Source organism: Streptomyces sp. NBC_00670 (genome assembly GCF_036226765.1).
GTDB lineage: Bacteria > Actinomycetota > Actinomycetes > Streptomycetales > Streptomycetaceae > Streptomyces.
Genome location: NZ_CP109017.1, coordinates 7,245,669 through 7,272,280 on the forward strand (window position 1 = coordinate 7,245,669; position 26,612 = coordinate 7,272,280).

The following is a 26,612-nucleotide window of genomic DNA, read 5'->3' on the forward strand; positions in this document are numbered from 1 at the left end:
CGACGTGCCGGCGACCGACCGCGGGCGACCGACGGTGATCCTGGCCGTGTGCTGCCTCAGCGTGCTGCTGGTCAGCCTCGACACCACGATCCTCAACGTCGCCCTGCCCTCCGTCCAGGCGGACCTGCACTGCTCGCTCGCGGGACTGCAGTGGACCCTGGACGCGTACACCCTCGTCCTGGCCTCGCTGCTCATCCTGGCCGGCGCCACCGCCGACCGGGTGGGCCGACGCCGCGTCCTCCACCTCGGCCTCGTGCTGTTCACCGGCGGCTCCGCCCTGTGCAGCCTGGCCCCCTCGCTGAACTGGCTGATCGTCTTCCGCATGGCGCAGGCGCTGGGCGGCTGCATGCTCACCCCGGTCGCCATGGCCATCCTCACGCACGCCCACCCGCGGCCGAAGGAGCGGGCCCGGGCCATCGGCGTGTGGGGCGGGGTGGTCGGCATCAGCATGGCGGCCGGGCCGATCCTCGGCGGTGTGCTGGTACAGAGCGCCGGGTGGCGGTCGGTGTTCTGGCTCAACGTGCCCATCGGGCTCGCCGCGCTGCTGCTCGCCGCCGTGTTCGTCCCGGAGTCGCGCGCGCCGCGCCCCCGCCGGGTGGACCCTGCCGGACAGCTCCTGCTGACCGCAGCGCTCGGCACGCTGACGTACGCCGTGATCGAGGCGCCGGGCCATGGCTGGACCTCGCCGCTGATCCTGTCCTGCCTGCTCGCCGCGGCGGGCGCGTCGGCCGCGTTCGTCCCCTACGAACTGCGACGCGAGGAGCCGCTGATCGACCCCCGGCTGTTCCGCGACGCCCCCTTCACCGGGGCGACGGTGATGGCGGTGTGCGCCTTCACCGCGCTCGGCGGCTTCCTGTTCGCCGCGTCCCTGCATCTGCAACGGGACCTGGGGCTCGGTGCGCCGGCGGCGGGGACGCATCTGCTGCCGATGGCGGTGCCGTCGCTGCTGTGCCCGCCGCTGGCCGGGCGGATGGTCGCCGGGCGCGGCCCGCGCCTGCCGCTGCTCCTCGCCGGGGCCGGCATGGCCGCGGGCGGCCTGCTGGCCCTCCCGGCCACCCGGCCCGACACGCACTCCACCCTGCTGCTGCACCTGGCGTTCGCGCTGTTCGGGGTGGGCTTCGGCTTCGTCAACGCGCCCATCACCGACACGGCGGTCTCCGGCCTGTCGCGCGCCCAGGCCGGCGTGGCCGCCGCCATCGCCGCCACCAGCCGCCAGGTCGGCGCGGCCCTCGGCATCGCGGTGACCGGCGCGGTACTCGCGGCGGGAAGCCGCACGGCCGCGTGGTGGATCATCGCCGGGTGCGGTGCGGCGGTCCTCGCGGTGAGCGCCTTCACCACCGGCCGCCGGGCCGCCGCGGACCCCGACGCCGTGGTGGTGCGGCTGCCGGTGCGGGGCTAGGGCCTGTCGTCGGCGGGCTGCCGTAGCCCCGCGACGAGGATGCCGACGAGGCGGCGGGCGTCGTAGTCCGGGTCGTGTTCCGCCCCGATGCAGAGGTTGCCGACGCCGCGCATCAGCTCGTACGCCTTCGGGCCGGGGCGGATCTCGCCGGACGCGGCCGCCGCGTCCATCAGCTCGGCGCAGACGGGGAGCAGACGGTCGAGGAAGTGGGCGTGCAGCGACTGGAAACCGGGGTCGTCGGAGCGCAGTACGGAGGCGAGGCCGTGCTTGGTGACCAGGAAGTCGACGAAGAGGTCGATCCACTGGGCGAGGGCGGCGTGCGGGGTCGCGGCGCTCGCCAGCAGGGCCGGGCCGGCCTCGGCGCAGGCCTCGATCTGGTGCCGGTAGACGGCGACGATGAGGTCCGCGCGGGTGGGGAAGTGACGGTAGATCGTGCCGGTGCCGACGCCCGCCCTGGCGGCGATGTCCCGTACCGGGGCCTCCACGCCGGAGGCGACGAAGGCCGCGGCGGCCGCGTCCAGGAGGCTCTGGGCGTTGCGGCGGGCGTCCGACCGCTTGGACCGGGCGGACGGGGCGGACGGGTCGGACTGGGCCGTGCGGTCGTCGGCGTCTTGCACGCGCGCGTCCCTTCGGTGTGGGCGTTGGCGGGGGCCGTCTTGGCGGCCCCCATTGTCGCACCGGTGGGTGGGGGTGGGGTTGCGGGTGCGTCGACGGCCGGCCGCCGGTGGGGTGTTTCGCGCAGTTCCCCGCGCCCCTGAAGGGGCGTGCCGTCGGTTCCCTGTCAGGAGGCGGCCTCCGCATCCCTCGGGGTGCGGCGGGCCATCCAGGCCGCTGTCAGGGCGCCGGAGATGTTGTGCCAGACGGAGAAGACCGCGGCGGGGAGGGCGGCGAGGGGGGTGAAGTGGGCGGTGGCCAGGGACGCGGCGAGGCCGGAGTTCTGCATGCCGACCTCGAAGGCCATCGCGCGGGCGGCGGGGCGGCCGAGGCGGGTGAGCCGGCCGCAGCAGTAACCGAGGGCCAGCCCGCAGCCGTTGTGCAGTACGACCGCCAGCAGGACGGTCCCCGCCGCCGACTTCAGCGTGTCCGCGCTGCCCGCCACCACCACGGCGACGATCGCGGCGATGGCGAGCGAGGACAGCCACGGCATCGCGCCCAGCACCCGCTCGACCCGGCGCCCGGCGACCAGTCGCACCACCAGCCCCGCGAGGACGGGCAGCAGCACCGTCTTGAGGATGTCGGTCACCATCGACCCCGCGTCCACCGGCAGGTACTCGCCCGCCAGCAGCAGCGTCAGCGGCGGGGTCAGCAGCGGCGCGAGGACGGTGGAGACGGTGGCCACCGAGACGGACAGGGCCACGTCGCCCCGCGCCAGATACGTCACCACGTTGGACGCGGTCCCGCTCGGCGCGCAGCCGACGAGGATGACACCGGCGGCCAGCGCGGGCGACAGGTGCAGCAGGTGGGCGAGGAGCCAGCCGAGCCCTGGCATGATCACGTAGTGGGCGGCCAGGCCGAGCAGCACCACCCAGGGGCGCCGGGCGACGCCCCGGAAGTCGTCGAGCGACATCGTGAGCCCCATGCAGAACATGACCACGCCCAGGAGGTAGGGCACATCGGTGCCGTACCCCGAGAACGTGCCGGGGAAGAGCAGACCGGCCACGCCCGCGGCGATGACGAGGAGCGGGAAGACGGTGACGGCACGGCGGGCGGCACGGTCGGCCGGGGCCGGGCCGCCGCCCGTGCCCGTGGGGGAACCGGTGGCCGGTGTGGGGGACGACTGGGAGCTCTGCATACGATGCATGTAAATGCCATGTATCGGTGTGCGGCAACGCCGTCTCGGTATACGGGCAGCGCTCGGTGCGCGGGCCGCGGGACTACCCGGTGGGCAACCGCCGAGCCGTCCCGGGCGTGGTCGACGGCGGCCGGGTACTCGGCACGGCGGTGGAGGTGACCTCGATGCGGTCCCCGACGCGGGCGCGGTCGTAGAACCACTTCGCGTCCCCGGCGTCGAGCCCCAGCCATCCCGTCCCGGAGCCGAGCGAGCCGACGACCTTGGCGGAGGCGAGGCCGCCGGCGTAGACCTGCGTGTTGTCGGCCGTGCGCAGCTCCACCACGTACGGCACCTTGTACGCGTAGCGGTCCTTGGCGGCGGCGTCGTCCGGGAGCAGCAGCGGTTGGCGCTTGGCGGTGACCGTCAGCGTGCCGCCGGCCGGGAACGCGCCGAGGGAGGCGGAGTCGACCCGCATCACCCGGTTCCCGGAGAGCAGTGTGTGCCCGTGGAGGTCGAGGGAGCCGTCCACCTGCCGCGGCACCGGTGCCGCCGTGGGCCGGGGCGAGGCGGCGGACGCCGCGGTCTGCCGGTGGTGGCGCGGCCCGGGGTCCTGCGGGTGCACGGCGAACACCACCGCCGTCAGCGCGCACGCGGCCGTGGCCGCGGTGCCGAACGCGGCCGTCGTCCGGCGGCGCAGCAGCCGGCGCCGCGCCCGGACGCGGATCTCGGCGGGCGGCACGGGGGCCGCGGTCTCGTGTGCGGTCGCCAGCTCGCGCAGCGCGGTGGCCAGCTCATCCGACACGGCCGCTCTCCCTCCTGGCCGGCTCCTCGGCCTCGTCCACCGCCAGCCGCCGGGCCAGCGCCGCCCGCCCGCGCGACAGCCGGGCCTTGACCGTTCCCACGGGCGCACCGGTCTCGGAGGCTACCTGTTCGACACTGAGGTCGCACAGATGGTGAAGGACGATCGCCATCCGCTGACTCTCCGGCAGCTGCCGCAACGCGGCCACCAGGGCGGCACGTTCGGGCCCCGGACCCGGCTCCGGTTCGGGCGGCGGACTGTGGCGCATCAGCTCCACCCAGCGCTTCGCCCGCCGCCAGCGGCTGACCGCGAGCCGCATGGCCACCGTGCGTATCCACGCCTCCGGCGCCTCGTCGGCCAGGAGCCCCCGACGCCGGTCCCAGGCCCGCACGAACGCCTCCTGCACCACGTCCTGCGCCTCGCCCAGGTCTCCGGTGAAGGCGTAGAGCTGCCCGGTCAGACGGGGGAACGCGGCCGCGTAGAAGGCGTCGAACTCGTCCTCGGTCATGTCTCCACCGAACGTCTCGGAATCCCGTGCGACCCACCCGCCCCTGACGCACGGACGGATCACACGGGTCGCGCACATCGAAGCACACCCCGCGGTGGACACGTCGTGGGGCCGGGGCGTTGGCGGCCGGCCCGGCATGCCGGTGCCGGGCGACGGCTGGTGTCGCCCGGCACGTGGGAGGCGGGGATTCAGAGATTGTCGGCCGCCGTCAGCGCCTCCAGGGCGCTCGCCTGCGTGCGCCAGTCCCTGCTGTTCGGGGTGCTGCCCGACCAGCGCTGGCCCAGACGGTTGAGGGCGTCGCGGTCGGACGTCCAGACCGTGTCGGCCTGCTTCTTGAGGTAGCCGCGGTAGGCGGACGAGCCCGTGGCGTCGGCGAGGTCGGCGAGGTGCCGGACGAAGACGCCCTTGAACTGCTTCTGGTTGTCGTCGCAGGTGCTGGTACCGGTGTCGCAGGACTCGGTCAGGACGCCGTCGCGGGTCAGTGACGAGGACGACAGGGCCGCGTCGGCCAGCCGCTCGGCCGTACTCAGATAGCGGTCGTTCCCGGTCGACCGCCACAGTTGCGTGAACGCTCCGATGGCCAGGCCCTGGTTGTAACTCCACACCGTCTGGCCGTTGTTGGCGCAGCCGTTGGTGAGACCGTCGTTGACGAGCCCCGAGGAGTTGATCAGACCGCTGTTCAGGTACCAGTCCGCCGCCGTGGTCGCCCGGGCGCCCCACGTCGTGTCGCCGGCCAGTCGCTGGTGCAGTGAGGTGGTGAGCCACAGGTAGAGCCCGTTGGTCACCGCGTTCTTGTACGTGCGCTCACGGTTCCACCAGACGCCGCCGCCGCACGTGCCGGTGTCCCAGAAGGTGTGGATGTACGAGGTGATCGTCACCGCCTCGTCCAGGTAGCGCTGTTCGTGGGTGTAGTCGTAGGCGTCCAGCCAGGCGATCGCCCACCATGCGGCGTCGTCGACGGCGCGGCTGATGAAGTGGCCCTCGATCGGATCGGAACTGCGGCCGCCGGCGGGGAAGACGCCCCGGTTCTGCTCGAAGGTGCGGGCGACGGCCCAGTCGTAGTCGTGCGTCCCGGTCCGCTTCGCGAAGTCGACGAGCGCGGTGAGCGTGGCCGCCGAGTTCCACCAACTGCTGCGCCACCAGCCCTCGTTCGTCTGGTACGACGCCATCAGCGCGTCGGCCGCCGCACGGGCCCTGGTCGGTGCGGGGCGGGCCCACGCCGTGCAACTGCCCTCCTGGTGCCCGGCCTCGCGGCCACAGGCGCGGACCGCGCCGCCGTACAGCAGACCGCGTGGATCCCGGGTGGCGAACATGGCCGTACGGGTCGACGTGGCGCCGGAGGCCACACTCGTGCGGCCCAGGGAGGAACCCTCGGACCAGGTGGCGCCCTCGTCCCAGGAACGGTCGAGCCAGATCTCGTCGCCCTGGCCGCCGTTCTCGATGACGCCCCAGGCCATCGCGTCCCGCTGGTCCACGTGGAGGCTGATGGTGCGTCCGAAGAGTGTGGTGGACGGCACCGGACGCTCGTCGCCCGCCGCGGTGGCGGGGTTCGCGCCGTCGCAGTGGGTGCCGTCGCACACCGTGGGGTACACCCAGTCGGTGCAGCCGGCCCCGGCCGCGTCACCGCAGGCGCGGATCCAGCCCCGGCGGTGCCCCACCGGGTCGGTGAGGTTGTACATGAGGGTGCGCGTGCCGGTCCAGGTGCCGGGGATGCTCGCCCTGCCCAGCAGCCCCTCCCAGGTGGCGCCCCGGTCCCAGGAGCGGTCCAGCCAGACGGCGTCGCCCGGTGTGCCGTTGTCGATGCTCGCCCACGCCATGTCGTCCGGGTCGGAGACGTGCAGCCGCAGCACCCGTCCGTTGATCGTGCGGTCGGCGACCGGGAAGGTCTCCTTCCGCGCGCGAGAGGGGTCCAACGTGTCGCACGCCAGCGCGCAGACCTGGCCCGTCGCCGCCCGGGAGGGCGTGGGCAGGGCGACGACGCCGGCCAGGGCCCCGGTGAGCATCAGCAGGAGGGAGAGAAGGAGGGGAAGGGGTCGTGCCGTGCCTCCGGACAACGTTGTCGTCCGGCGCGGGTACGTCGCGACACCGCTCGTGAAGCCGCACGTGAAGTCGTTCATGTCGCCGCTCATGACGCCGCGTTGAGCAGGTCGAGGGCGCTCTGCTGGCGTGCGGCGTCCACCGTGTCCAGCGGGCCCGACCAGCGCAGCCCGTACTGGTCGAGGGCGTTGCGGTCGGCGGCGTGGGCGCGGTCCGCCTGACGGCGCAGATAGGACGTGTACGGGTGGTCGGAGAGCACGGAGTTGAGCCGGGCCAGGCCGCGTACGTCCGCGCCCTTGAAGGACGGGCCGTCGCCGCCGCAGTCGCCGCTCTCGCACGGGTCGCGCAGGATGCCGTCACCCGTGTGCAGCGAGGACGTGGTGGTCGCCGCGTCGGCGATCCGACGGGCGGCGGTCAGGGTCCCGGAGTCGCCGGTGGCCTTGTAGAGCTCGGCCAGTGCGCCGAGCAGGACGCCCTGGTTGTACGACCAGACGGTGTCGCCGTTGTTGCGGCAGGTGGAGAGGTTGACGCCGTCGTTGACCAGCTGCGAGCCGTTGATCATGCCGGTCCCCTGGAACCAGCTCCACCCGGACGTGGCGCGGGACAGGTACGTCGTGTCGCCGGACACGCGGTTGTGCAGGGCCGCGTTGAGCTGGATGTACAGGGAGTTGGCGATGGCGTTCTTGTAGGTGCGCGCGGTGCTCCACCACACCCCGCCGCCGCAGGTGCCGTCCCAGTAGGCGGCCATGTGGTCGGCGTCGGCCCGGGCGGTGTTCAGATACCGGCTGTCGCCCGTGAGATCGTACGCGGCGACCCAGGCCAGACCCCACCAGCCGGTGTCGTCGATGTAGTCGTTGCGGAACTGTCCGCCCTGCGCGCCTATGTTCTGGTCGTAGGTGCGGGCGATCGCGTAGCGGTAACTGCCCATGCCCGTCACGCGGATGTTGTCGATGACGGCGGTCAGGGCGTTGGCCGAGTTCCACCAGCCGGTGGTGTCGAACAGGCCGGTGCCGTAGTTGTACAGGCTCATCAGACCGGTGGCCGCGGCGGTGCGCCGCTCGCCGGCGTTCCAGGTGGTGCGGGCCCAGGCGGTGCAGGCGATCTCGCCGCGGTCCCCGGCCTTGCCGCAGGCACGCAGCGCGCCGACGCCGTGGTTGTTCCAGTCGTCGACGTTGTACATCAGGGTGCGCCACCCGCGTTGTCCGGCGGGCACGGTGGTGTCGCCGAGTCTGCTGCCGGAGTTCCAGGTGCGGCCGCCGTCGAGGGAGCGGTCGAGCCAGACCTCGTCGCCGGGGCTGCCGTTCTCCAGGGAGGCCCAGCCCATCGCGTCGCTGTCGTCGAAGTGCAGGACGAGGGAGCGGCCGTAGATGCTCGCGGTGACGGGCGCCCGGTCGCCGGGGGAGGAGGCGGGGTCGCGGGCGTCGCAGTAGGTGTTGCAGATGGTCGCCGTCGTGGCGGTGTCCGCGGCGGTGGCCGTGGTCGAGGTGAGGGGAGTGAGGGCGGCGCCGAGGACCATGGCGAGTGCCACGGCGGGCCGGCGCAGCGGGCCGCGTCTGGACATGGGGGTCATGGGACCTCCCTGCTCGGTGGGGGGACCCCGGTCCCGGCCGTCGAGGCGTGCGCCGTGCGGTCGCGTGCCGCGACGGTGGTGCCGGGGGAGGTGGGGTGAGAGCGGAGTGGAGGTGAAAGGGGGGAGAGCGCTTTCAGGAAGGCGTCCTGGGGGGACGCCCGGCACAGAGAGCGCTCTCAGACGGTAATGCTGAGCAGGGAGGGCGTCAACGGGGCGTGGCGGGGGCGCAGTTGGGCCCCGCCGGGGGAGGCGGGGTTGGGCCCCCGTCGGCGGAGGCGGAGTGGGGCCGCCGGTGGAGGCGGGGTTGCGCCTCCGCCGAGGGACCGGCGGGGCGCACTCGGGGGGCGGCTCTCCACCATCGCAGGCGTACGGCGGCCGGATCAGGCGTGGGTGCGCAGGCCGTCCAGGACCAGGTCCAGCAGACGCTCCGCCTGTGCGCGCTTGTCGGGGCTCGCCGAGGTGAGGGCGATGCCCTCCAGGGCGGTGCCCATGTCGTCCGGGCCGATGTCGGCGCGGATCGCCCCGGCGGCCACGCACGCGTCCATGAGGGTGCCGAGCGCGCCCCAGATCAACTCCCGGCTGTGGCCGTACGGGTTGCCGTTCCCCGACGCGGCGATGGCGCGCAGCGCGTCGATCACGCCGTACTTGACCGTCACGTAGTCGAGGAAGAGACGGGTCCAGGCGTGCAGCGCCTCCAGGGGCGGTTTCTCGGTCAGCAGGGCGGGGGCCGCGTCGCAGAGCTGAGCCACCTCGTTGCGGTAGACGGCCTCGACCAGCGCCTCCCGGGTCGGGAAGTTGCGGTACAGCGTGGCGCTGCCCACCCCCGCCTCCTTGGCGATGCGCTCCAGATGGGCGTCGAGTCCCTCCGCCGCGAAGACGCGCACGGCCGCCGCGAGGATCTTCTCCCGGTTGCGCCGCGCGTCGGCGCGCAGTGGACGTGCCGCTTCCTCGGTCATCTGCCTTCGTGGTCCCTTCCCGATGTCCCGGCTTGCTAAGTGGAGGCGTCCCCACTTAGCCTTCGAGAGAAGTGGGGACGCCTCCACTTCCACTGTAGGCCAACGACTGGCCTGCGCCTCTACCGAAGGACGCATCATGTCGGGAATCAAGGGCAAGGTCATCGCGCTCACGGGCGCCAGCAGCGGTATCGGGGAGGCGACGGCGGTCCATCTCGCCGCGCGGGGCGCCCGGCTGGTGCTGGGCGCGCGGCGCGAGGACCGGCTGGACGCGGTGGTGGACCGGATCACGGCGCAGGGCGGCGAGGCGGTCGGCATCGTCGTCGACGTGACACGCCGCGCGGACCTCGTGCGCCTGACCGAAACGGCGGTCGACCGCTTCGGCCGGCTGGACGTCCTGGTCTCCAACGCGGGCACCATGGCGGTCTCACCGTTCGACGAGCTGCGCCAGGACGACTGGGACGCCATGGTCGCCACCCATGTCACGGGCCTGCTGAACGGCATCGGCGCGGCGCTGCCGGTCTTCCGCAGGCAGCGCTCGGGACAGTTCGTCACCGTGGCCTCCACCGCGGCCCATGTGGTGAAGGCACCCATGGGCGTCTACGCGGCGACGAAGACGGCGGTGAAGATCCTGAGCGAGGGGCTGCGCCAGGAGTCGGGGCCGGATCTGCGCGTCACCCTCGTCTCCCCGGGCTTCACGGACACCGAGGGCGTGGGAAAGACGGCGAGCCCCGAGGTCGCGGCGGCACTGGTGCGGCAGCGCGACGAGATCGCCATGCCGCCCTCGGCCGTCGCCTCGGCCATCGGGTACGCGATCGAGCAGCCGGCGGGCGTGGACATCGGGGAGATCGTCATCCGCTCGACCGCGCAGGCCTGACGCCGGTCCCGCGCGGCCGGGCGGGCTCAGCCGCCGTGGGTGGAGCCGCTGCGGTAGTCCGTATACGTGTACGGGTTGTCGAGGATCTTCGTCTCCGGCACGTCCGGGTTCATGCCCTTCTGCCAGCCCTCCTCGCCCAGCGACTCGCGCAGATGCGCCACCGTGGCGTCGATCTCACGACGCGCGGCGGCGAGATCGACGCCCAGCAGTCGGTGCGCGTGCTTGACGACCCTGCCGTTCACCACGACCGTGTGCACATCGCCGCGCTGAGCCTGGAACGCCACATGGCCGTAGGGATTGAGCAGCGGGAACGAGACCGGTGAGTGGTCGTTCTTGATCAGGACGACATCGGCCTTCCTGCCCGGCTCCAGACTCCCCAGGTCGTCACGGCCGAGCGCGTGCGCGCCCCCGCGCGTGGCCCAGGAGACGACCTCCTCGGCGCGCAGCGCGGCGTGCGTGACGGTGTCGCCCTTCGCCTGCGCCTGGAGGTGCTCCCGGGAGCGGTCGGCGCCGAGCGTGGTCCGCATCGCGGAGAACAGGTCGCCGCTCCACCAGACGCTGGTGTCCATGGACAGCGACACCGGAATGCCGTGGGCGCGGATCGCCCAGGTGGGAGGGTAGCCCTGGCCCGCGCTCTGCTCGCTCTCCGTCGAGACGGAGACGGAGCCGCCGGTCGCGGCGATGCGGTGGTAGGAGTCCGCGGAGAGCGAGGCGGCGTGCACATAGACCGTCTCGGGGGTCATGAACCCGTGGTCGTACATGAGCCGGATGCTGTCGTCGCCGGTCGCGCCCCACACTCCGGCGTGCGTGGTCACCGGCACACCGAGCTCGCGGGCCACCTCGAAGGCCGGCTTCTCCGGGAAGGCGGGGTCGCCGGTCACGTCGAAGGCGAGCTGGAAGCCGAGCATGTCGTCCCCGGCGATACGGCGTGCGAAGGCGCGGAACTCCGGGGTGGCCGTCCACTCGGCGGGCGGCTGCTGGATGTTGCCGTAGGCGAGGACGGCCCGGCCGGGCACCGAGCGCAGGGCGTCGACGGCGGCGTCGGCGTGGTCGACGGTCTGCAGGCCGTGCGACCAGTCCACGACCGTGGTGACACCGGCGTCGATCGCCTCGATCGCGGCGAGCAGATTGCCGGCGTGCACGTCCTCGGGGCGGAAGAGCCTGCCGGACTCCAGGTAGTACCAGACGAAGTACTGGGTGAGCGTCCAGTCGGCGCCGTAGCCGCGCATCGCGGTCTGCCACATGTGGCGGTGGGTGTCGATCATGCCGGGCATGACGATGCCGTCCGTGGCGTCGATGACGGCGGTGCCCTCGGGAACGTCGAGGCCGGGCCCGACGGCGGCGATCCGGTCGTCGACGATCAGCACGTCGGCGCCCGTGAGCACCCGGCGCGACGCGTCCATCGGCAGCACCGTCCCGCCCCGCAGGACCACCGGTCGTCCCGGCTGGAACTCGCTCGACTCGCTCATCCGTGGACTCCTCACACCGCGGGCGCGACCGACATCGGCGGACGAGCGTCCGCCACGCGGTCACCAGTTGATGAATGTCACTCTGGGCAGCAGGCAGAGCCCTGTCAAGCGTCCGTGCGTCCTCGGTTCGAGGGCCCGGACGGAGCATCGCCGAGTGCTGCGTCCGCATGCCGACCGGTTCCTCCGTCGATGACGGCTGGGCGGAGTGGGGCCGGGCTTGTCGTATGGCGGCTCTGTGCCCTCTGATCAGTGGCTGCATCGCCGTTGTGTGGCGCCACAGGGGGGACGCTCCCGGCCGCATCGGGTGTCCGCCTGGCGGTCGTGCACGTGCATATGTGCAGTAGGGTGGCGCGTCCCGTCAGACCGTCCCCGAGGAGACGTCATGCCGCGCGAGGGCACCGGACCGGATTTCATCGAGGCGCTGGCCCGCGGCCTGGAGGTGATCACCGCCTTCGCGCCGCACCGGCCCGTCATGGGGCTGAGCGAACTCGCGACGGCGACCGGTCTGGCCCGGCCCACCGTGCGCCGGATCCTGCTCACCCTCCAGGAACTGGGGTACGTGAGGGCGGACGCGCAAGGGTTCGCGCTCACCCCGCGTGTGCTGGAACTGGGGGTCGCCTATGTGCGGTCCATGGGGTTGTGGGACGTGGCCCGTCCGCACATGGAGCGGCTGTCGGCGGGGACCGGCGAGTCCGTGTCCGCGGCCCAGCTCGACGGCTCGGACATCGTCTACGTGGCGCGCGTGTCGGTGCCGAAGATCGTCGCCCTCGCCGTCCAGATCGGCACGCGTTTCCCTGCCCTGCAGACCTCGCTCGGCAAGGTGCTGCTCGCCGCGCTCGACCCGGAGCGGCTGGACGGCGTCCTGGCCGAGCCCAGCCGGTCCGGGCTCACTCCGCGCTGGCAGCCGGGCCGCGCCGAGCGCGACGCCGAGCTGCGCGAGGTGAGGGCGCGCGGGTGGGCGCTCACCGACGAGCAGCTCACCCTGGGCATCCGCTCGGTGGCCGTGCCGTTGCGGGACGGTTCGGGCCGGGTGATCGCCGCGCTGAACGTCAACGCGCATGCCGCGGAGACCTCCGTCGAGCGGCTGCTCGACCACCATCTGCCGCTGCTGTTGCAGGCGGCCGGCGAGATCAGCGCGGATTTCGCGCGTCTGGAGACGGCTCCTCATCTCGTGCGGTGACGTGGGGCGGCTGGGAGTGCGCCCACCGCGCCGGGGATGACTGTGGTCGCGCGGGTGCGCCGTGTGGACGGCTGAACGCCCCGTTCCTCGCGCCCCTCAGCGGAGCCGCCTCTTGACGTGCGTGCCGTTGGTCGTGCCAGAATCGGTGAGCGGACACTCGTCCGTACAGCGGTCAATCATGGAGGCGGTCCTGATGGCAGACGACACCGGGCCCGGCCGGACCGCCCAGGGCGGCGGCCCCCTTTCGGGGCTGCTGGTCGCCGACTTCTCCCGGATCCTCGCGGGTCCCTACGCCACCATGCTGCTCGCGGACATGGGCGCCGACGTCATCAAGGTCGAGGGGCCGCGCGGCGACGACACCCGGACCTGGATGCCCCCGGTGCGGGACGGCGTCTCCACGTACTACCTGGGCGTCAACCGCGGCAAGCGCGCCCTCACCCTCGACCTGCGCGATCCCGACGACGCCGAAGCGGCCCGGGAACTCGCCCGCCGCGCGGACGTCCTGATCGAGAACTTCAAGCCCGGCGGCCTCACCCGCTACGCCCTCGACTTCGACTCCGTACGGGACGCCAACCCCGGCATCGTCTACGCCTCCATCAGCGGCTTCGGCACCGGCGCCGGCAAGCACGTACCCGGCTACGACCTCATGGTGCAGGCCATCTCCGGGCTGATGAGCCTCACCGGCGACCCGGACGGGCCGCCGTACCGGGCCGGGATCTCCGTCTTCGACGTGATGGCCGGCAACCACGCCGTCATCGGCATCCTCGCCGCCCTGCGCCACCGCGACGCCACCGGCACCGGCCAGCACGTCGAGGTCAACCTGCTGTCGTCGGCGCTCACCGGACTGGTCAACCACAGCTCCGCCTACGCCGCCGGCGGCGTCGTCCCGTACCGGATGGGCAACGCGCACCCCAGCGTCTTCCCCTACGAGCCGCTCCCCACGGCCGACAACGACCTCATCGTCACCGCCGCCAACGACGGCCAGTTCCGCAAGCTCTGTGAGGTGCTCGGCATCCCGGAGACCGCCGAGGACCCCCGCTTCGCCCGCAACGCCGACCGCACCGAACGCCGCGACGAACTCCGGCCGCTCCTCGTCGAGCGACTGCGCACCCGCGGTGCCCTGGAGTGGTTCGAACTGCTGGTGGCGGCCGGGGTGCCGTGCGGGCCGATCAACACCATCGACGGCGGCTTCGCGATGGCCGAGCGCTTCGGCCTGGAGCCGGTCGTGGAGGTCGGCGAGGGGGAGCGCGCCGTGCCGACCACCCGGCATCCCATCCGCTTCTCCGAGACCCCGGCCGCCTACCGGCTGCCCCCGCCCGAACCCGACGAGCACGGCGCCGAGATCCGCGCCTGGCTCAAGGCCCCCCGGGCCGAGGGGACTTCACCGACTTCCCAGGAGGACGGCGATGGCTGACGAACGCCCCGCACCCCCCGCACCCCCCGCGTCTCCGGTGCACCCCGCACCCCCCGTCTACCCCACGGCCCTCGGCGCCTCCTCCCGCGAGTCGATCACTCTGCTCGGCCACGACCTGGCCCGCGAGATCATGGGCGAGGTCGGATTCGGCGAACTGGCCTTCTGGCTGGCCACCCAGCGGCGGCCGACCCCCGGCGAGACCCGCGTCTTCGAGGCCGTGCTCGCCGCCCTCGCCGACCACGGCTTCACCCCCACCGCGATGGTGACCCGGCTGACCTACCTCTCCGCGCCCGACTCGGTGCAGGGCGCCCTCGCGGCCGGGCTCCTCGGCGGCGGCTCCCGCTTCCTCGGCGTCACCGAGGACTGCGGCCGCTTCCTGCACGACGTGCTGACCGGCCTCGACGGCGGGCTGCCGACGGACGACGCCGGCTGGGACGCGGTGGCGCTGGAGACCGTACGGGCCCGGCGGGCGAGCGGCCGGTTCGTCCCGGGGCTCGGCCACCACGTGCACAAGGACGGCGACCCGCGCACCCCCCGGCTGCTCGCCCTCGCGGCGGAGGAGGGCCTCCTCGGACCGCACCTCGCCCTCTTCACCGCGATCGGCCGGGTCCATCCGCAGGTGCTCGGCCGTACCCTGCCGTTGAACGGCGCCGGGGTCTGCGGAGCCGCCCTCGCAGACCTCGGGCTGCCGCTGGAGCTGCTGCGCGGCTTCGCCCTGCTGGCCCGCGCCGCCGGACTGATCGGACAGCTCGCCGAGGAACTGCGGCACCCGGTGGCCAACGACATGTTCCTCTCCGTCGACCTCAACAACCGCTCCGTACCGCCCGACCCCTACACCCCCGAGCCGCCCGCCGGCCCCACCCACGGAGGTCCGCATGGCTGAACTGGTCGCGGTCATCGCGTCCACCCACCACCCCTTCTACTACCGCGCCAGCACCTCCACCGGCGACGACCGCCCGCCCTTCGCGGACGAGTGGGTACGCAAGGTGGAGGCGTTCCGCGAGACCCTGACACAAGCACGCCCGGACGTGCTGGTGATGGTGGGCTCGGACCACTTCCATCAGCTCTGGCTGGACAACATGCCCCAGTTCCTGGTCGGCAAGGCGCCCGTCTACGACGCCAACTTCTACAACGAGGAACGCGAGTTCGGCCTGCCGAGGATGGTCCTCCAGGGCCAGGAGGACCTCTCCGCGCACATCCTGCGCGGCGGCCTCGACTCCGGCTTCGACCTGGCCTTCTCCAACGAGCTGCGGATCGACCACTCCATCACCTGCCCGATCATCACGCTGCGCCCGCAGAACGACCTGCCCATCGTCCCCATCTACACCAACATCTTCGCGCCGCCGCTGCCGCGCCCCGAACGGTTCGTGCAGCTCGGGCGCGCCATCCGGGCGCTGGTCGAGTCCTGGCCCGCCGACATGCGGGTCGCGGTGATCGGCACCGGGCACCTCTCCCTGGAGCTCGGCGGTCCCCGGCAGTTCGGGCCCACCGGACCCGACCCGGAGTTCGACCGCAAGGCGGTCCGGTGGATCGGGTCGGGCGACATCGAGGGCTGCCTGTCCGAGGTCACCCTCGACAGCCTCCATCTGCCCGGCAACGCCACCCACGGCTTCATGGACTTCATGCTGATGATGGGCGTGGCGGGGGAGGGGCTGAAGGCGGACTACGTCGACACCTATGACCTCTTCCACACGATGGAGGCGTACTTCACCTGGTACCCGAAGGGCGGCCGGCCGTGAGCAAGTACCTGCTGAACAAGTTCCTGTTCACCATCGACCGCGACCCGGAACTGGTCGAGCGCTACCGCGAGGACCCGCGCGCCACGGTGACCGAGTGGGAAGAGGAGTACGCCAACCGCATCCTCAACTGCGTCACCGGCGAGTCCTCCACCTGGCTGCGGTTCGACGACGCCGAACGGGAGGCGCTGGCCACCCACGACTACGTCACGCTCTTCGAGATGGGCGCGCACCCCTTCCTCACCCTCACCCTGTTCATCGGCCTGTTCGAGCGGGACCACCCGCCGATGGGCTTCCAGACCGAGTACGCGAGGAGACTGGCGCACATGTCGCTGCCCTACCCGGACATCGCCACATGAGGGCCGCGGAGCTGCGCGAGCCCGGCCGCCCGCCCGTCGTGGCCGACCGGGAGGCGCCCGTGTGCGGGCCCGGGCAGGTTCTCGTCGAGGTGCTCGCCGCCCCGATCACCCCGCTGGACCTGCTGTGCGCCACCGGGACCTCCTACTTCGGCCGGCCCGCCACGCCGTACGTGCCCGGCGTCCAGGGCGTCGGCACCGTCGAGGGCCGCCCGGTGTGGTTCGCCACCCCGGCCGGAATGGCACCGGGCGACGGCAGCATGGCCGAACTCGCGGTGGCCCGCGCCGAGAACGTCGTCCCACTCCCCGACGGCGCCGACCCGGTGGCCCTCGCCGCGCTCGGACTGTCGGCCGTCGCCGCGCACATGGCGCTCACCTGGCGCGGTGAACTCGCCCCGGGCGAGCGGGTGATCGTGCTGGGCGCCGGCGGCGTGGTGGGCGAGGCGGCGGTCCGGCTCGCCCGCGCCGCCGGCGCCCGCCGGGTGGTGGCCGGGGCCCGCTCCCCGGCGGCCCGCGAGCGCGCCCGAAGGGCCGGCGCCGACGTCGTCGTCGCCCTGGACACCGACGACGTCGCCGCACTGGCCGCCCGCTTCGCCGAGGCGGCCGACGGTCCGGTGGACCTCGTGCTCGACCCGCTGTTCGGCGTCCCGGCGGCGGCCGCGGCCCGGGCCCTCGGTCCCGGCGGTCGGCTGGTCAACCTCGGCAGCTCGGCCGGCGAGACCAGCCCGCTGGACTCCGCCACCCTGCGCAGCAGGTCGCTGCGGGTGCTCGGCTACACCAACAACGAACTGACCGCGGGGCAACGTGCCGAGGCGATCGCCGAGGTCGCCGCCCGGGCGGCGGACGGACAGCTCTCCGTCGCCCACGAGACCGTCCCGCTGGCCGACGCCGGCCACGCCTGGCAGCGCCAGGCGGACGGGGCCGCGGGGGGACGGATCGTGCTGGTGCCGTAAATGGCGATCAGTGCACGGGAGTTGGGGCGGGAGAAGTTTCCTCCGGCCCCTCCGGGAGTCCCGTTCCGTCGTGCTATACCGGGTGGACCGACGGACGGGACGAACGGGGGAGAGGGAACCCATGCGGCCACTGCCCGGACACCGGCTCGGCACTCCCAGAACCTGGGCGACGGCCGTCGCCGTCGCCCTCGGCCTCGCACTGCTCCAGGCACCCGCCGCACCCGCCGCGGCGGACGCCGCCTGCCCGGCGCTCGCCACCGGTGAGTCGGACGGACTGGACCTCGGGTCCTGGACGCAGGTGGGCGATGGGCCGCTGTGCGAGGCGGAGTTCACCACCGACGCGCTCTACACGCCGCGCGGCCCCGGCGCACCGGAGATCGACCCGGTGCGCGAACCGGTCCGCGCGCGCGTCCTGCTCCCCGACGACTACGACCCGGCGGGCTCGTACGACGTGCTCTACCTCCTCAACGGTGGCGCGGGCGACTACACGCAGTGGTCCACCGGCGACGGCGACGTCGTGCGGAGCGTGACGGACGCCGGGTACCACGGCATCGTGGTGATGCCCGAGGGCGGCAAGGCGGGCTTCTACGCCGACTGGGCCGGCTACACGTACGGCAACTTCGCGCCGCTGTGGGAGACCTTCCACATCCACCAGCTGCTGCCCTGGATCGACGACCACCTGGCCACGTCGGGCCGGCGCGCGGTCGCGGGGATGTCCATGGGCGGGTTCGGCGCCCTGAAGTACGCCGCCCAGTACCCCGGACTGTTCGACGCCGTGGGCTCCTTCTCCGGCGGCACCGATCTGCGCCGCACCGACCACCAGGGCACCGTGGGCCTGGCCACCACCGCCTACGGGGCCCGCTTCTGGTGGCACGGCTCGGGCACCGACGCCGGGAACTACTGGAAGTACCTGCTGCCCGGCAACCCCACCCCGTCGCAGCGCACCGAGCTGGTCTTCGGGCCGCGGTCCGCCTGGGCGTCGTTCAACCCGGCCCAGGTCGCCGAGACCAGCCCGGCCACCTACGGCTCGTACGGCGGGAAGCTGCTGCTCTACAGCGGACGGGCCGAGGACCCGTACGCCTGGAACACCGCGCTCGACGGGGACCTCACGGCGGGCGGGGTGCCGCACCGCTACTGCACGGGCCCCGGCGGCCACGACTTCGCGACCTGGACGCCCGCGCTGAAGCACTTCCTGCGCTTCCTGTCCGGGGCGACGAACCCCGTCTGTCCGGCCGGGACCGGCTGGCAGCAGGAGTCCTGAGCCGTCGGCCGCGGGCGGAGCCCGTGGCGCCGGGGCCCGTGTGCCGATCGGGCCCCGGCGCCGACGGGCGGCTACTTCCGCTCGGCGAGCCAGTCGGCGAACCGGACATCGCCCAGCCGCGCGTCCGGGCCGGGCAGGAGGGTGGTGTCCTCCAGCACGGTGCCCCAGTACGGGGCGTTCGGGACCGTGACGACGGTACGGGGGTCGCCGCCCGCGGCGAGGGTCTCGCGGACGATCCCGTCGAGCCGGAACACCTCGGGCCCGGCGACCTCCACCACACCGCCGACCGGCGCGCCCACCGCCGTACGGGCCACGGCGGCGGCCACGTCGGAGGAGTGCATCGGCTGGATGCCGACGGGCGAGAGGCGCACGGTGTCGCCCTCGGTCACCGAGTCGGCGATGCCGTTCAGGAACTCGAAGAACTGGGTGGCGTGGACGATCGAGCAGGGGATGCCGGAGTCCTTGATCAGGTCCTCCTGCACCTGCTTGGCCCGGAAGTAACCGCTCTCCTGGAGGCGCTCGGTGCCGACGACGGAGAGCGCGACGTGGTGGCCGGTACCGGCCTCCGCCTCGGCCTTGAGGAGGTTGGTGGTCGAGGTGCGGAAGAAGTCCATGACCGCCCGGTCCTCGAACGAGGGCGAGTTGGAGACGTCGACGACGACCTGGGCGCCTCGCAGCGCCTCGGCCAGGCCCTCACCCGTCAGCGTGTTCACGCCGGTGCCGGGCGCGGCCGGCACCGCCTCGTGGCCCTGCTCGCGGAGCATGTCGACGAGCTGGGAGCCGATGAGGCCGGTTCCGCCGATCACTACGACCTTCATGACTGCGATCCTCTCGGGGGACTTGCGCGGGTGCGGAGCCGGACGGCCGCACGGGCGATGACTGTCTGCACCAGGAAGACCAGGCTCACCCCCGATTCGTGACACCGCACGGCGGACGGTCCGCGGTGCGGGGCGGGCGGCGCGGTACGGGCGGTGAGCCGCCGGGACACGGCCGGCCGGGAAATCGCCGTCGCCCGGCGTCGGCTCACCCAGTCCGGGTACTTCACCGGCGAGGGGCCGTACGGCCCGGTCCGCGTCGCCGCACGCCGGTCCCGCCGTGCCGCACCCGGCCGACCGCAGCCGCCGCCGCGCGGCGCGACCGTCGCAGCGCCGCACCTCAAGGAGCGCCTCATGGACTACGAACGTGAGCTGGCCGAGATCGAGCGGCAACTCCTGACCCAGGATCCCCACCTCGCGGCCGAGCTGGACACCTTCGGAGACCTCACCGCCGCCCGCCGCCCCCCGCGCCCGCCCGTCTCCGCGGTCCCCCCAGTCCCCGCCGCCCCGCCGCGCCCGCGCACCGCGCGCCGCAGGCGACGGCTGCTCATCGCGGCCTGCGTCGCCGTCGCGCTGATCGTCATCGCCCTCACGTCCGCGCTCAGCGCGGGAGCCGCCACGCACCGCCCGGACCGCACACCCCGCCCCGGCCACGCCGTCCAGGAGCACGGAAAGAGCGTGGGCGCCCGCGGCTAGGACCCGCCGTTCGGGCCCACCGCGGACGCGGACGGTCCGAACGGCGGGCCCGGGCCGCAGGCGGCCTGCGTCACGCGGCGGCGATGAACGCCGCGTCGATCGCGGTGTCCGTGCGCGCGTGCACGACCAGCCGGCAGCCGCCGGTGTCCGCGCCGGCCTCGAGCTGGCGGCGCGCGGGGGCGCTGTGAGTGGCCACGGACATCAGGACACCGAGGTTGCTGCACAGGCGGTGGGCGCGCAGTACCGAGGCGACCGCCGCGCCGCCCGTGGCGGCCTCCTCGAGGACCACCACGACGGGCATCGGCCGGTACGCGTGGACCAGGGCGCCGATCTCCGCGGCGAGCGCGGCGCGTCCGGCGGGGCCGGGATCGCGGTGCACGGTGATGACGAGGACGCCACGCTCGAGCGCATGAGACAGCATGCCCTGATCCCTTCCACTGGCCATTTCCGTTGCCGCGGAAGTACCCCGGGCGGGCCGGGCAAATCGGGACGTAGGCTGTTTATGCCCGTGCCGTGCGGTGACTTGACCGGGGCTGCGGATTCCCGCAGGAAATCTCCGAGGAGGAGCCCCACCATGGCGAGCATCAGCCCCATCGACCTGCAGAAGGCCCTCAAGGGCGCCGACTACCCCGCGAGCCGCGAGGACCTGGTGAAGCTGGCCAAGAACAACGGCGCCGACGACGCTCTCGTCGACAAACTGTCCCACGCGGGGACGGACGAGTTCGACGGTCCCAACAAGGTCCAGAAGGCCGTGTTCGACAACGAGTAGCGCGCGGGCGGCACGCCACCGTCACGCCGGCCCGGCCCCGGGGCTCAGGGGGCCGGGCCGGTGTCGTCCCGGCAGCCGCCCCGCTGTCCAAGGGCTGGATTCCATACGTTTCCCATAGGAAAACTGGTTAGGGTGCGGCCCATGGATTTCTCCGGGCCGATCATCCTCTCCGGGGCGCTCGTCGGCCTCGCCGTCGGACTCACCGGTATGGGCGGCGGTGCGCTCATGACGCCGATCATGGTGATGGTCTTCGGGGTCAACCCCACCGCGGCCATCGGCAGCGACCTCGCCGCCTCGGTGTTCATGAAGCCGTTCGGCGCGGTCGTGCACCAGCGCGCCGGCACGGTGCGCTGGGACCTCGTGCGCTGGCTGCTGCCCACCGCCGTGCCCGCCGCGTTCGGCGGTGTCTTCCTGCTCCGCACGCTCGGCGACGGCGACGCGCTGCAGCGGCGCGTCAAGTACGTCATCGGCGTGGCGCTGCTGCTCGCGGTCGTCGGCATGCTCGTCCGCATGTGGCTGGACCGGCGGCGCGGTGCCGCCCCGGCCGATGGCGGTGAGGTGTCCGTACGGCCGCTCGCGACCCTCGCGATCGGGCTGGTCGGCGGGGCCGTCGTCGGCATGACCTCGGTCGGCTCCGGCTCCCTCATCATCGTGATGCTGATGCTGGCGCACCCCCGGCTCAAGGCGAACCATCTCGTCGGCACGGACCTGGTGCAGGCCATCCCCGTGGTGGCCGCGGCCGCCCTCGGCCACCTGGTGAGCGGGGACGCGGACCTGGGCCTCGCGGCGACCCTGCTGATCGGGGCGATACCCGGAGTCGTCGTGGGCGCCCTGCTGTCGACCCGGGTCACGGGGCCGGCGCTGCGATGGATCCTGGTGGTGCTGTTGACGGGGTCGGGGCTGTCCATGCTGAAGGTGCCGGGGGGTGTCCTCGTCGCCGTGTCGGTGCTGATCGCGGGGGCGGGGGCGGCCGTCACGCTGCGCGAGCGGCGGCGGGCCGTTCCGGCGCCGGCGGAGGCGGCGCCGGAGAAGTCGGGCATCCCGACGTGAACGAACCCCACGGGCGCGCCCGCGCGGCACAGCCGCATGCCGGGCACAGCCACCACGCGCCCCTCACGCGGAGCCGAGGGCCGTTGCCGCCGCGATCACTGCCAGGTGGGTGAGGGCCTGGGGGAAGTTGCCCAGGAGGGCGCCGGTGGCGGGGTCGGTCTGTTCGGTGCACAGACCCACGTCGTTGGCCCTGGCGGTGAAGTCGTCGAGCAACTCGGCGGCCTCCTCCGTACGGCCCGTGCGATGCAGGGCCTCGACGAGCCAGCCCGAGCAGGCGAGGAAGGCACCCTCCTTCTCCCGCTGTCCGCTGTAGCGGTACAGCAGACAGCCACCGGCGCCCAGCTCGGCGCGGACGGCCCGGACCGTGGCGGACAGCCGGGGGTCGTCCCCGGCACAGAAGCCGGTGCGCGCGGCGAGCAGCGTGGCCGCGTCGAGCTCGTCCGTCCCCGCGTAGAAGGTGTACGACTGCTTCGCCTCCGACCAGCAGCAGCGGTCGATCCAGTCCCGTACGGCGTCCCGCTCCTGACGCCAGCGCGGCACGTGCGGACTGCTCATACGACCGCGGTCGGCAAGGCGTACGGCCCGGTCCAGCGCCGTCCAGCAGCCGAGTTTGCTGCTCGTGTACTGCCGCCGTTCGCCCAGCTCCCAGAAACCGGAGTCGGGCGACCGCCACAGATCGCAGACCCGGTCCGCCATCCCGCCGAGCAGGGTGTTCGTGGCGCCGTCGAGACGGCCGCCCCGGGCGCAGTAACGGTGGACCGCGTCGAACAGGTCTCCGTAGGAGCCCAGCTGGAGCTGTGCGGCGGCGGCGTTGCCCACGTGCACCGGGGAGGAGTCGCGGTAGCCGGGCGCCCAGGACACCTCCGTCATCTCGGCGGACACCGGCCGCCCGCTGAGCGCGTACAGCGGGCGCAGGCCGGGTGCCTCCTGGGCGACCGCGTCCAGCAGCCAGGAGACACCGGCGTGCAGTTCCTCCGGCAGGCCCAGGCGGGACAGCGCGTCGAGCGCGTAGGAACCGTCGCGGATCCAGGCGAAGCGGTAGTCGTAGTTGAGCGGCCCGCCGATCCGCTCCGGCAGCGAGGTGGTGGCCGCCCCGGCGATCGCGCCGGTCACGCGCGAGGTCAGTGCCTTCAGGGTGAGGGCGCTGCGCAGGACGGCGTCCCGCCACCGGCCGTCGTACCGCACGGTGCCCGACCACTGCCGCCACGCGGCGGCGGTGCGCTCGACGCGCAGCCGGACGTCCTCGGGCGTCGGGACGTGCACCGGCTCGGCGTCCGTCGCGGCCAGGGCGAGCAGCGCGGTGGCGCCGGCCTCCAGTTCCGCCGTGCCGTGGACGGCCCGGCCGTCGGCCACCGGCTCGCCCAGCCCCTCGGTGACGACGGCGAGCTCCTGGTCACCGACCGTGAGGAGGGGCACGCCCCCTTCGAAGCGCGCCCAGGGGCTGCTGCGGGCGTTCAACCGGTGCCCGGGGGCGACCCGCCACGCCATCGGCACCCGGCCGGACTCCGCGGTGACCACCCGGGCCAGTTCCGTCCACGGCAGTTGACCGAGCGCTCCCAGGTTCAGGGCGTCGGTGACCGTGACCACACCGTCCCGGGTCGTGAAGGTCGTCTCCAGGACCATGGTGCCCTCCGCGTAACGGCGGGTGACCTCGTACGGCACGGTGGGGGCGAGCGTGACGCGGCCGCCGCCGGACGGGTCCAGCAGCGCGGCGCACACGGGCGGGGCGTCCAGGGCCGGCACGGCCAACCAGTCCACCGCGCCGTCCGAGGCGACGAGGGCGGTGGCGCGGAGGTCGCCGAGGAGGGCGTAGGAGCGCAAGGGGGCGAAGCCGTCTGTTCGCGTAGGGGTCACGCTGCCTCCGGTACCCGTTTCGACGAGGGCGCGGTTCGCGCTACCCCGTCTCGTCGTGGAGTCGGCCCAGCGGGTTCACACCTTCGCCCCCGCGGACCGTTTGCCCACCCCCTCTCCGGGGGTACCCCGCATCCCCCGGCGGGGGATCCCGGCCGGGCGCCGAGGAGCGAGGGAGAGAGAGCACTCATGCCGAGCAGGACAGGGCGAAAGCTTGCGGTGGTGACCGGCGGGACCGCCGGAGTCGGCCGCGCCACCGTGCGCGAGTTCGCGGCCCGGGGGTACGACGTGGCAGTGCTCGCCCGCGGCCGGGCCGGTCTGGACGGCGCGGTGAAGGACATCGAGGACGCCGGAGGCAGCGCGCTGGCCGTCCCCACCGACGTCGCCGACCACCAGGCGGTGCGGCGCGCCGCCGAGCGGGTCGAGCGGGAACTGGGCGAGATCGACGTCTGGGTCAACGTGGCCTTCGCCGGCTCGCTCGCCTTCTTCTGGGACACCTCTCCCGAGGAGTACGAGCGGATGACCCAGGTCACCTATCTGGGCCAGGTCAACGGCACCCGGGCCGCGCTGGAGTACATGCGGCCCCGTGACCGGGGCGTCGTCGTCAACGTCGGCTCGGCCATGGCCTACCGCTCCATCCCGCTGCAGTCCGCGTACTGCGGAGCCAAGCACGCGGTGAAGGGGTTCACGGAGTCGGTCATGACCGAGCTGATCCACGAGCGGAGCAAGGTCAGGGTCTGCATGATCCAGCTGCCCGGCCTCAACACCCCGCAGTTCAACTGGAACCTCACCCGGATGCCGAAGCACCCCCAGCCGGTGCCGCCCGTGTTCCAGCCGGAGCTCCCGGCCAAGGGCATCGTCTTCCTCGCCGAGCACCCGCGGCGCAACCTGTGGGTGGGCCTGTCCACCGCCTACACCATCCTCGGCGAACGCCTCGCCCCCGCGTTCATGGACCGCTACCTCGGGCGCAAGGTCGTCAAGGGCCAGCAGACCGACGAGGACCTGCCGCGGTGGGGCGCCAACATCGACGGGCCCTCCGACGCGACGGAGGACCGGGGGGCGCACGGCGGCTTCGACGCACAGGCGCACGGGCGGGACCCCGTGCTGTGGCTCTCCCAGCACCGGCGTGCGCTGCTCGGCGGCCTCGCGGCGACGGGGCTCGCGGTGGCTACCGCGGCCGTGGTCAAGGGCGCCTCATAGCTCGGGGATAAGCGTTGTCCGGCGGCTGCGGGTCGCGTCGTGGCTGGTCGCGCAGTTCCCCGCGCCCCTCAAGGAGCGCGCGGCGAGCCGCGCGCTCCTTGAGGGGCGCGGGGAACTGCGCGGGCGACCACGACGCTCCCGCAGCCGCCGACGCACAGAAACCCCCGAGCTATAAGGCGCCCCGCCCCGTCCTGAACGGCTGCGCCGTCAGGACATCACCCGGTGCCGCACGGCGTCCCGCACCCGGTCCACCGGACCGAGAACCGGCGCCGCCAGCTTGTTCATGACCTCGTTGTTGACCCACCGGTGGGGCCGCGTCGGCGCGTAGACCTGCGCCAGTTTCACCTCGCTGCCCAGCATCCGCAGCCGCGACGGACGCACCGCCCGCCGCAGCGCGGCGAACTCCTCGCGTTCCTCGCGCGCCGCGTGCCGGGTGACCGCGCGCCGGGCCTCGTTGAGGCGCCGCAGATAGCCGGGGCCGTCCGGGCCGGTGCGCCACAGCGCCACGAGGAGCCGCTTGGCCTCCTTCTCCTCGTGGCGCCGGCGGGCGGTCAGCTCGCGGCCGTGGCGCAGCACCCGCCGCGCGAGCGGATGGACGTGCGCCTCCTCGGCGGCCTCGTGAATGGCCAGCAGCCGCATCAGCCGGTCGAAGTTGCGGCGGCGCGGCGGCCCGGGCAGCGCGGCCCGCAGGAAGCCGAGCTTGATCTGCCGGTGCTGCCGGGTGAGCACATCGACGGCGTCCTCACCGCCCACGGCTCCGACCAGCCCGAGCGACCAGGCCGAAACGGACTTCCCGGCCCGGGTTCCGACCCGGGTGACGGTCTTCGCGGTCAGCACCGGCTTGGTCACCGAGGTGGTCACGGCAGCCTTGCTGAGTATGCCCATGGGACCCTCCTCACTCCTGTGTCACAGAGGCGGTGGGTACCCCGCGGGACGGCCGTGATGCGCTCGCGGGCCACTTGGACGGCTACCGGGACGGCGCCCCGGACGGTGTCTCGGACGGCGGTCCGGAAGGAGTCCCGGCCGGCGGCCCCAGCACCGCCCCCACCGCCGCGCACGCCTGTTCGCGCAGCCAGCGGTGGGCCCGGTCGTTGTCGTGGCGCCGGTGCCACATGAGGTGCACCGGGATCGGCGGCATCGCCACGGGCAGCGCGAGCGTCGTCAGCCCCAGCGTGTCGAGCGCGGTACGGGAGATGGTGCCGGGAACGGCGACGAGGAGATCGGTCTCCCGGACCAGTTGCAGGGCCGTCGCCGCGCTCGGGGCCGCCGCGACGACCGTCCGCCGCAGCCCGAGGGCCTCCATCGCCGCGTCGACCGGGTCGTGCAGCCGGCCGCGGCGGGAGACGGTCAAATGCTCGGCCGCGGCGTATCGCTCGACGGTCAGCGGCCGCGCGGTGAGCGGGTGGCCGGTGCGCAGCGCGACGACGAGCCGGTCCTCGCCGAGGAGCAGGCTCTGGACGTCGGGCAGCGCCGACGGAGCGGTCCCGGACGCCAGGTCCACCTCTCCGCGCCGCAGCTCGGGGGTGTCGGAGGCGGCCTCCGCCACCAGCCGCAGCCGCACCCCCGGCGCCTGCCGGTGCACCGCGGCCACCAGGGCCGGGCCGCACGCAGCGGTGAGCGCGTCGTGCCAGCGCACGGTGAACACCCGCTCCAGCGTGTCCAGTTCGAGCTCCCGACGGGTGGACAGCACGGCGTGGGCGCGGTGCACCAGGTCGTGCACCTCCTCACGCAGCGCCAGTGCGTGCGCGGTCGGGACCATCGTGTGCCCCGAGCGGACGAGGACCGGGTCGCCGGTCGCCTTGCGGATCCGGCCGAGCGTACGGCTCATCGCGGGAGCCGTCACATGCAACCGGGCGGCGGCCCCGGCGACGCTCCCCTCCTCCAGGAGCGCGTCGAGGGCGGTGAGCAGATTCAGGTCCAATTGCATGTGGGTAAGCATAGAGATGAC

General features: G+C 73.4%; 26 protein-coding genes. 13 read left to right on the forward strand and 13 right to left on the reverse strand.

Annotated elements, in window-relative coordinates; translation table 11 throughout:
- The first annotated feature begins 4 nt into the window (after positions 1-4).
- Positions 5-1,399 carry a DHA2 family efflux MFS transporter permease subunit gene (locus OIE12_RS31835; protein WP_329141409.1) on the forward strand — a complete coding sequence of 465 codons (1,395 nt, stop codon included), beginning with the start codon at positions 5-7 and terminating at the stop codon, positions 1,397-1,399.
- Here the strand turns inward: OIE12_RS31835 and OIE12_RS31840 are convergent.
- The 7 genes from OIE12_RS31840 to OIE12_RS31870 form a co-directional block, all read right to left on the reverse strand.
- Positions 1,396-2,016, reverse strand: coding sequence for a TetR/AcrR family transcriptional regulator (locus tag OIE12_RS31840; RefSeq protein ID WP_329141411.1), 621 nt, complete (start codon positions 2,014-2,016; stop codon positions 1,396-1,398). The two genes, OIE12_RS31835 and OIE12_RS31840, sit on opposite strands and share 4 nt — an antisense overlap.
- Positions 2,017-2,180: 164 nt before the next feature.
- Positions 2,181-3,200 (reverse strand): bile acid:sodium symporter family protein, encoded by a 1,020-nt coding sequence (locus tag OIE12_RS31845; protein ID WP_443053985.1) that lies wholly within the window; start codon positions 3,198-3,200, stop codon positions 2,181-2,183.
- A 73-nt stretch (positions 3,201-3,273) separates the two neighbouring features.
- Positions 3,274-3,972, reverse strand: coding sequence for a hypothetical protein (locus OIE12_RS31850; protein WP_329141413.1), 699 nt, complete (start codon positions 3,970-3,972; stop codon positions 3,274-3,276).
- Complete coding sequence (locus OIE12_RS31855; RefSeq protein WP_329141414.1) at positions 3,962-4,477, reverse strand: SigE family RNA polymerase sigma factor; 516 nt, start codon at positions 4,475-4,477, stop codon at positions 3,962-3,964. The genes OIE12_RS31850 and OIE12_RS31855 overlap by 11 nt, the downstream gene beginning before the upstream one ends.
- A gap of 188 nt (positions 4,478-4,665) precedes the next feature.
- Positions 4,666-6,480, reverse strand: a complete 1,815-nt coding sequence (locus tag OIE12_RS31860) for a glycoside hydrolase family 76 protein (RefSeq protein ID WP_329142352.1) — start codon at positions 6,478-6,480, stop codon at positions 4,666-4,668.
- Positions 6,481-6,602: 122 nt separating this feature from the next.
- The gene (locus tag OIE12_RS31865; RefSeq protein ID WP_443054081.1) at positions 6,603-8,075 is read right to left on the reverse strand and encodes a glycoside hydrolase family 76 protein; all 1,473 of its coding nucleotides are present in this window, start codon (positions 8,073-8,075) and stop codon (positions 6,603-6,605) included.
- A 389-nt stretch (positions 8,076-8,464) separates the two neighbouring features.
- Positions 8,465-9,040 (reverse strand): TetR/AcrR family transcriptional regulator, encoded by a 576-nt coding sequence (locus OIE12_RS31870; protein WP_329141416.1) that lies wholly within the window; start codon positions 9,038-9,040, stop codon positions 8,465-8,467.
- Positions 9,041-9,176: 136 nt separating this feature from the next.
- Between OIE12_RS31870 and OIE12_RS31875 the strand changes: the two genes are divergently transcribed.
- The gene (locus OIE12_RS31875) at positions 9,177-9,914 is read left to right on the forward strand and encodes an SDR family oxidoreductase (RefSeq protein ID WP_329141417.1); all 738 of its coding nucleotides are present in this window, start codon (positions 9,177-9,179) and stop codon (positions 9,912-9,914) included.
- Between the two features lie 26 nt (positions 9,915-9,940).
- Here the strand turns inward: OIE12_RS31875 and OIE12_RS31880 are convergent, their stop codons facing one another.
- Positions 9,941-11,383 (reverse strand): amidohydrolase family protein, encoded by a 1,443-nt coding sequence (locus OIE12_RS31880; protein WP_329141418.1) that lies wholly within the window; start codon positions 11,381-11,383, stop codon positions 9,941-9,943.
- A gap of 382 nt (positions 11,384-11,765) precedes the next feature.
- On the opposite strand from OIE12_RS31880, the gene OIE12_RS31885 reads away from it, so the two are divergent.
- The 7 genes from OIE12_RS31885 to OIE12_RS31915 all read left to right on the forward strand — a co-directional run bounded on the left by OIE12_RS31885 (position 11,766) and on the right by OIE12_RS31915 (position 18,283).
- Entirely contained in the window at positions 11,766-12,563 is a 798-nt protein-coding gene (locus tag OIE12_RS31885; RefSeq protein ID WP_329141419.1) for an IclR family transcriptional regulator domain-containing protein, read from the forward strand.
- Positions 12,564-12,756: 193 nt separating this feature from the next.
- Positions 12,757-13,977, forward strand: a complete 1,221-nt coding sequence (locus OIE12_RS31890; protein WP_329141420.1) for a CaiB/BaiF CoA transferase family protein — start codon at positions 12,757-12,759, stop codon at positions 13,975-13,977.
- Positions 13,970-14,860 carry a citryl-CoA lyase gene (locus tag OIE12_RS31895; RefSeq protein ID WP_329141421.1) on the forward strand — a complete coding sequence of 297 codons (891 nt, stop codon included), beginning with the start codon at positions 13,970-13,972 and terminating at the stop codon, positions 14,858-14,860. The genes OIE12_RS31890 and OIE12_RS31895 overlap by 8 nt, the downstream gene beginning before the upstream one ends.
- Positions 14,853-15,716 carry an extradiol ring-cleavage dioxygenase gene (locus OIE12_RS31900; RefSeq protein WP_329141422.1) on the forward strand — a complete coding sequence of 288 codons (864 nt, stop codon included), beginning with the start codon at positions 14,853-14,855 and terminating at the stop codon, positions 15,714-15,716. The genes OIE12_RS31895 and OIE12_RS31900 overlap by 8 nt, the downstream gene beginning before the upstream one ends.
- Positions 15,713-16,072 (forward strand): hypothetical protein, encoded by a 360-nt coding sequence (locus OIE12_RS31905; protein WP_329141423.1) that lies wholly within the window; start codon positions 15,713-15,715, stop codon positions 16,070-16,072. The genes OIE12_RS31900 and OIE12_RS31905 overlap by 4 nt, the downstream gene beginning before the upstream one ends.
- Entirely contained in the window at positions 16,069-17,022 is a 954-nt protein-coding gene (locus OIE12_RS31910; RefSeq protein WP_329141424.1) for a quinone oxidoreductase family protein, read from the forward strand. Before OIE12_RS31905 ends, OIE12_RS31910 begins: the two co-directional genes overlap by 4 nt.
- 121 nt (positions 17,023-17,143) lie before the next feature.
- The gene (locus OIE12_RS31915) at positions 17,144-18,283 is read left to right on the forward strand and encodes an alpha/beta hydrolase (RefSeq protein WP_329141425.1); all 1,140 of its coding nucleotides are present in this window, start codon (positions 17,144-17,146) and stop codon (positions 18,281-18,283) included.
- Positions 18,284-18,354: 71 nt separating this feature from the next.
- Here OIE12_RS31915 and OIE12_RS31920 read toward each other — a convergent pair whose 3' ends face one another.
- Positions 18,355-19,101, reverse strand: coding sequence for an SDR family oxidoreductase (locus OIE12_RS31920; RefSeq protein ID WP_329141426.1), 747 nt, complete (start codon positions 19,099-19,101; stop codon positions 18,355-18,357).
- A gap of 153 nt (positions 19,102-19,254) precedes the next feature.
- Between OIE12_RS31920 and OIE12_RS31925 the strand changes: the two genes are divergently transcribed.
- Complete coding sequence (locus OIE12_RS31925) at positions 19,255-19,794, forward strand: hypothetical protein (RefSeq protein WP_329141427.1); 540 nt, start codon at positions 19,255-19,257, stop codon at positions 19,792-19,794.
- 70 nt (positions 19,795-19,864) lie between these two features.
- Here the strand turns inward: OIE12_RS31925 and OIE12_RS31930 are convergent, their stop codons facing one another.
- Positions 19,865-20,215 carry a hypothetical protein gene (locus tag OIE12_RS31930; RefSeq protein WP_329141428.1) on the reverse strand — a complete coding sequence of 117 codons (351 nt, stop codon included), beginning with the start codon at positions 20,213-20,215 and terminating at the stop codon, positions 19,865-19,867.
- A 153-nt stretch (positions 20,216-20,368) separates the two neighbouring features.
- On the opposite strand from OIE12_RS31930, the gene OIE12_RS31935 reads away from it, so the two are divergent.
- Both OIE12_RS31935 and OIE12_RS31940 read left to right on the forward strand, forming a co-directional pair.
- Entirely contained in the window at positions 20,369-20,563 is a 195-nt protein-coding gene (locus OIE12_RS31935; RefSeq protein WP_329141429.1) for a DUF2795 domain-containing protein, read from the forward strand.
- A 141-nt stretch (positions 20,564-20,704) separates the two neighbouring features.
- On the forward strand, positions 20,705-21,613 hold the full coding sequence (locus OIE12_RS31940) for a sulfite exporter TauE/SafE family protein (RefSeq protein WP_329141430.1): 909 nt from the start codon (positions 20,705-20,707) through the stop codon (positions 21,611-21,613).
- Between the two features lie 63 nt (positions 21,614-21,676).
- On the opposite strand, the gene OIE12_RS31945 is transcribed toward OIE12_RS31940, so the two are convergent.
- Entirely contained in the window at positions 21,677-23,467 is a 1,791-nt protein-coding gene (locus OIE12_RS31945; protein ID WP_329141431.1) for a glycoside hydrolase family 15 protein, read from the reverse strand.
- A 186-nt stretch (positions 23,468-23,653) separates the two neighbouring features.
- Between OIE12_RS31945 and OIE12_RS31950 the strand changes: the two genes are divergently transcribed.
- Entirely contained in the window at positions 23,654-24,664 is a 1,011-nt protein-coding gene (locus OIE12_RS31950; RefSeq protein ID WP_329141432.1) for an SDR family oxidoreductase, read from the forward strand.
- 207 nt (positions 24,665-24,871) lie between these two features.
- On the opposite strand, the gene OIE12_RS31955 is transcribed toward OIE12_RS31950, so the two are convergent.
- Together OIE12_RS31955 and OIE12_RS31960 are read right to left on the reverse strand one after the other, a co-directional pair.
- Positions 24,872-25,549: a hemerythrin domain-containing protein gene (locus OIE12_RS31955; protein WP_329141433.1), complete on the reverse strand. Its 678-nt coding sequence runs from the start codon at positions 25,547-25,549 to the stop codon at positions 24,872-24,874.
- A gap of 82 nt (positions 25,550-25,631) precedes the next feature.
- A complete protein-coding gene (locus tag OIE12_RS31960) occupies positions 25,632-26,591 on the reverse strand; it encodes a LysR family transcriptional regulator (RefSeq protein ID WP_329141434.1) in 960 nt (319 codons plus the stop codon).
- Between the last annotated feature and the right edge of the window lie 21 nt (positions 26,592-26,612).